Source organism: Blautia sp. ZXY-1-B12, assembly GCF_056339915.1.
In genome coordinates this window covers 1-5,714 of the sequence record NZ_JBWJVP010000233.1, presented here as the reverse complement: position 1 = coordinate 5,714, position 5,714 = coordinate 1, and the positions used below count along the sequence as shown (strand labels likewise).

Here is a 5,714-nt window from a genome sequence, read left to right as displayed (position 1 = left end):
AAATATCCAAGGTCATCCGAAGCCAGATAAAATATTACGAAAATGCCATTCAACAGAACGAGACAGGTACGATCCTTATGGTTGGTGACGGTATTGCCAGAGCCAGCGGACTGGTAAACTGTATGTCAGGAGAGCTTCTGGAATTTGAGGACGGAAGCTTCGGTATGGCACAGAACCTGGAGGAGAACAGTGTCTCTATCGTAATCTTTGGTTCAGATGAGAACATTGGTGAGGGTCAGACCGTAAAGCGTACAGGCAAGGTCGTGTCTGTACCTGTAGGCGACGCCATGGTTGGGCGTGTTGTAAATGCACTGGGACAGCCAATTGACGGAGCAGGCCCGATTGATACAAAAGAATTCCGGCCGATTGAGAGCAAGGCACCTGGAATCTGTGAGAGAAGATCTGTATATCAGCCTCTCCAGACCGGTATCAAAGCCATCGACTCCATGATTCCTATCGGACGTGGACAGCGAGAACTGATCATTGGTGACCGCCAGACTGGTAAAACTACAATTGCTACAGATACCATCATTAACCAGAAGGGAAAAGATGTGATCTGTATTTATGTAGCCATCGGACAGAAACGTTCCACAGTAGCTACATTAGTAGAGAACTTGACAAGAAATGGCGCGATGGATTACACCATCGTCGTAGCCGCTACAGCATCTGAGTCAAGCCCGCTGCAGTATATCGCACCCTATTCCGGATGTGCAATGGGCGAGTACTTTATGAATAAGGGAAAAGATGTGCTGATCATCTATGATGATTTAAGTAAGCATGCGGTTGCATATCGTGCACTTTCCCTGCTGATCCGTCGTCCACCTGGACGTGAAGCTTACCCGGGTGATGTTTTCTATCTGCATTCCAGACTTCTGGAACGTGCAGCGAAGCTGGACGATGAACATGGCGGCGGTTCCATGACAGCACTGCCGATTATTGAAACACAGGCAGGTGACGTATCTGCCTATATTCCTACTAACGTTATTTCTATTACAGATGGACAGATTTTCCTGGAGACAGAGTTATTCCATTCAGGAATCATGCCTGCTGTAAACCCAGGTATCTCCGTATCACGAGTTGGTGGTGATGCGCAGATCAAGGCAATGAAGAAGGTAGCAGGAACACTGAAACTGATTTATTCCCAGTACCGTGAGCTGCAGAGCTTCGCACAGTTTGGTTCTGATCTGGATGCTGATACAAAGGCACGTCTGGAACAGGGAGCACGTATTGTGGAAGTTCTGAAACAGAACCAGAATGCACCGGTTCCTGTAGAGAAACAGGTTGCGATCCTTTATGCGGTTACAAAGGGTGTTCTGGAATCAGTAAAAGTTGAAGACGTAAATGTATATGAATCAGGATTATATACCTATCTGGATACAGATGCAGCAGGCGTAGAGGTTATGCAGGAGATCCGCTCAACAGGTAAGCTGGAGCAGGAAACAGAACAGAAGCTTCGCAGCGTACTGGATGCGTATACAGAGAACTTCCTGAATACAAGACCTGAGAAATAAAGTGATTAGGAGGGTATCGTATGGCTTCGAATATGAAAGCGGTAAAGCTGCGTATCAAGAGTGTACAGAGTACCATGCAGATTACCAAGGCCATGGAGCTTGTAGCATCCTCCAAACTGCGTAAGGCAAAGGAACGTGCAGAGGTATGCCGTCCGTACTTTACAGAACTTCATGAGACATTGAAAGAGATTGCAAGGGAGAATACAGATTTCTCATCCGTTTATGCGAAAGAGTCTTCCAACAATAAAACCTGCTATGTAGTGATCGCAGGTGACAGAGGACTGGCAGGCGGATATAACACCAATCTTTTTAAATGTCTGGAGGCTTCTGCTGAAGGTAAGGACTACATGGTTCTGCCGGTTGGAAAGAAAGCAGTAGAATATTTCCGCCAGAGAGAGATTGAAGCTCTGACAGAACAGTTTGCAGAGGCAGGAAGTATTTCTGTAGCGGATTGTTTTGAGATGGCAAATATGCTCTGTACAGAATTTCGCAAAGGAACCTTTGGCCATATTGAATTATGTTATACTGTCTTTAATTCTATGCTTTCCCAGCAGCCGGAGGTATTTTCCATGCTTCCTATGACTGATATCAGAGAGGAAAGCGGCGGTAAGATAGAGACGAAGAATCTGATCCTCTATGAACCGGACGGAGAGACAGTATTTGATGCCATTGTTCCGGAATATCTGGCAGGTCTGGTTTATGGCGGTATCTGCGAAAGCACCGCAAGTGAACTGGCAGCCAGACGTATGGCTATGGACGCAGCCACAAGTAATGCGGAAGAGATGATTGATCAGCTCAATCTGTATTACAACAGGGCACGTCAGGCAAGCATCACGCAGGAAATCACGGAGATTGTTGCAGGTGCAGAAGGTCTTTAATATAATTTCCAACAGATAGGAGATTACTAACATGAGTGAAAAACACATTGGCGAGGTAGTGCAGGTTATCGGTCCGGTACTGGATATCCGCTTTGCGCACGATGAACTGCCTCCTCTTCTTAATGCCATAGAGATTGATAATGATGGCGCAAAGCTGGTTGCCGAGGTTGCACAGCAGGTTGGCGATGATGTGGTAAGATGTATTGCCATGAATTCTACTGACGGTCTGGTGCGTGGTGCCAAAGCTCTGGATACAGGCGGTCCCATTTCCGTTCCTGTAGGTGAGGAATGCCTGGGACGAGTATTTAACCTTCTGGGTGACCCGGTAGATAATCTTCCGGCACCGGAGGCAAAGGAACGCTGGTCTATCCATCGTCAGGCTCCTTCTTATGAAGAACAGATGCCTGCAACAGAGATCCTGGAGACAGGAATTAAGGTCGTTGACCTGATCTGTCCTTATGCAAAGGGTGGTAAGATTGGTCTTTTCGGTGGTGCAGGTGTAGGAAAAACAGTTCTTATCATGGAACTGATCCACAACGTAGCAACTGCACATGGTGGACTTTCCGTATTTACAGGTGTAGGAGAGCGTACACGTGAGGGAAATGACCTTTACAATGAAATGAAAGAAAGTGGAGTTATCGACAAGACTGCTCTGGTTTACGGTCAGATGAATGAGCCGCCCGGAGCACGTATGAGAGTTGGACTTTCCGGACTTACCATGGCGGAATACTTCCGTGATGAAAAGAACCAGGATGTGCTTCTCTTTATTGACAATATTTTCCGTTTTACACAGGCAGGTTCCGAGGTGTCTGCGCTTCTGGGACGTATGCCTTCAGCCGTAGGTTATCAGCCTACACTGGCAACTGAAATGGGTAACCTGCAGGAACGAATTACTTCTACAAGAAAGGGTTCCATCACATCTGTACAGGCTGTATATGTGCCTGCCGATGACCTGACTGACCCGGCTCCTGCAACTACATTCTCACATCTGGATGCAACAACTGTACTTTCCCGTGAAATCTCCAGCCAGGGTATTTATCCGGCCGTTGATCCTCTGGATTCCACAAGCCGTATCCTTTCCCCTGAGATCGTAGGAACAGAGCATTATGAGATTGCCAGATCAGTGCAGAGAGTTCTTCAGCGTTATAAAGAGCTTCAGGACATCATTGCCATCATGGGTATGGATGAGTTGTCAGAGGAAGATAAACGTACTGTAAGCCGTGCACGTAAGGTTCAGAGATTCCTGTCACAGAGTTTCTCTGTAGCAGAACAGTTTACAGGTATGCCTGGCAAATATGTTCCGCTGAAGGAGACACTGAGAGGATTCAGGATGATCCTGAACGGTGAGTGTGATGACATTCCTGAGAGTTATTTCCTGTTTGTGGGAACCATCGATGAAGTGTTTGAAAAAGCCAAGAATCAGTAAAGGGGGAAATGTCCTATGAGTACTTTCCCGTTGAGAATCGGAACACCGGACGGACTGCTCTTTGAAGGTAATGTGGAGCGTGTGATCTGTAGAACTGTCAGCGGTGATCTGGCTATCCTTGCCAGACACTGTAATTACTGTACTGCCCTTGGAATGGGCGAAGCAAGTGTGGTAATGGAAGACGGTAGCAGACGGACCGCAGCCTGTATTGGAGGAATGCTTTCTGTTATGAACGGAAAGTGCCGTGTCCTTGCAACTACCTGGGAGTGGAAAGAGGATATCGATGAGCAGCGTGCACAGGAAGCTAAGAAAAGAGCTGAGGAGATGATCGCCAAAGGTGGTTTGAGTGATCATGATTATAAGATTGTGGAGGCTAAACTGCAGAGGGCGTTGGTGCGTTTGAGTGTGAAGAGCTGAGAAAATAAGAGTTATTAAAAGACTGACAGGAAATCCGGGAAGGGTGAGACTGTCGGTCTTTTTGGTTGTGATATGTGGCTTTTGGGGGATATAGTGGGAAGAATCTGAGGAAGGGATTTGAAGGAGGGACGCATAGAAAAATAATTTATTTCATGTGCGGTTTCGGACATTAAGATATTCTAAGCTGCTAAAAATCTGCTAAAGGTATGAGAAAAATGCCACAAACTCGCTTCGCTCAGACAGTGTGTCATTTTTCTCATAACGCAGATTTTGACCAGCTAAGAATATCTAAATATCCTGCAAATGCACATGAAATAAATTATTTTTCTATGCTGGTGGTTGGCTCTTTCAAATACACTTTAAGTGAATCAGGTAAGTCCCCTGCGGGGAAACCAAAAGGAAAAAATGATGAATAAAGCCGAATGGCAGTGTATTAAAATTAGGTGGATGTAATTGAAGAAAAAATATGATATCATGTGAGTAACAAATCGGTATTTAACGAGGAGGTAATGATTATGAGTAGAAATATAAAAGGTGGTTTTTTAACATTAAGTGGTGTTGTTGGTATTGTAGGAATGATAATAGCGGTAATGCAAAATCCGGCAACTGCATGGGTAACGCCACCTGGAAGAATGATTGTAAGTATTTTAGAAAATGGATTATTGATTCCTACGGTTTTATTCCTTGTTCTTTTTATTTATGGATTGTATATTCTCCTAACGGAGAAAAATGATTGAGCAATACCGGTTTGTCGAATTAAGAAAACCGGTATTTGTGGAGGAGGAATTCTGTAATGAGATTTTTTGAAAATACCCGTAAGCCACAAGGCTTCGGCGGAAAATTGATGACGAAGATGATGAACAGCGGTCACGCCAAATTATCGCAATGGGGATTCTCAAATATCTCCGCGAAGTCTGATGCTGAAGTTCTGGACGTCGGCTGTGGCGGCGGAGCAAATATTGCGGTTTGGCTTGATAGATGTAGAAATGGCCACGTGACAGGAATGGATTATTCTGAGGTTAGTGTGGCAGAATCTCAAAAATTGAACGCCCTCGCCATTAAACAAGGGAAATGTAATGTAGTTCAAGGAGATGTATCTGCTATACCCTTTTCTGACGCGACTTTTGATTATGTTTCTGCCTTCGAAACAGTTTACTTTTGGCCAGGATTAGTAAAATGCTTTTCCGAGGTCAACCGTGTGCTGAAAAGCGAAGGCATATTCCTGATTTGTAACGAGAGTGACGGAACGAATGCCGCAGATGAAAAATGGACAAAGATGATCAGTGGTATGAAGATTTACACATCTAAACAACTTGTTGCCGCTTTGAAAGAAGCGGGTTTTACAGAGATCAAAACGTATTCAAATGCAAAAAATCATTGGATAAGTATTGTTGCAACGAAATAGCCAAATTCTAGTTTGACGGAGTAATAGATATGAAAATCCGAGAAGTGAATGAGAATAAAAAGCAATTTATAGCATTA

6 protein-coding genes are annotated in these 5,714 nt (G+C 44.7%); all 6 read left to right on the top strand.

Features of this window, described 5'->3' with window-relative positions:
- Window positions 1-2 precede the first annotated feature (2 nt).
- Entirely contained in the window at window positions 3-1,511 is a 1,509-nt protein-coding gene (atpA, locus tag AC075L_RS16170) for a F0F1 ATP synthase subunit alpha (protein ID WP_476387906.1), read from the top strand.
- A gap of 20 nt (window positions 1,512-1,531) precedes the next feature.
- The gene (gene atpG / locus AC075L_RS16165) at window positions 1,532-2,389 is read left to right on the top strand and encodes an ATP synthase F1 subunit gamma (protein WP_008704960.1); all 858 of its coding nucleotides are present in this window, start codon (window positions 1,532-1,534) and stop codon (window positions 2,387-2,389) included.
- Window positions 2,390-2,420: 31 nt separating this feature from the next.
- On the top strand, window positions 2,421-3,815 hold the full coding sequence (gene atpD / locus AC075L_RS16160; protein WP_008704959.1) for a F0F1 ATP synthase subunit beta: 1,395 nt from the start codon (window positions 2,421-2,423) through the stop codon (window positions 3,813-3,815).
- Between the two features lie 15 nt (window positions 3,816-3,830).
- A complete protein-coding gene (atpC, locus tag AC075L_RS16155) occupies window positions 3,831-4,232 on the top strand; it encodes an ATP synthase F1 subunit epsilon (RefSeq protein WP_008704958.1) in 402 nt (133 codons plus the stop codon).
- Between the two features lie 515 nt (window positions 4,233-4,747).
- The gene (locus tag AC075L_RS16150) at window positions 4,748-4,969 is read left to right on the top strand and encodes a peptidase M50 (RefSeq protein ID WP_270856136.1); all 222 of its coding nucleotides are present in this window, start codon (window positions 4,748-4,750) and stop codon (window positions 4,967-4,969) included.
- Window positions 4,970-5,025: 56 nt separating this feature from the next.
- Window positions 5,026-5,637 (top strand): class I SAM-dependent methyltransferase, encoded by a 612-nt coding sequence (locus AC075L_RS16145; protein ID WP_118613992.1) that lies wholly within the window; start codon window positions 5,026-5,028, stop codon window positions 5,635-5,637.
- Window positions 5,638-5,714 lie beyond the last annotated feature (77 nt).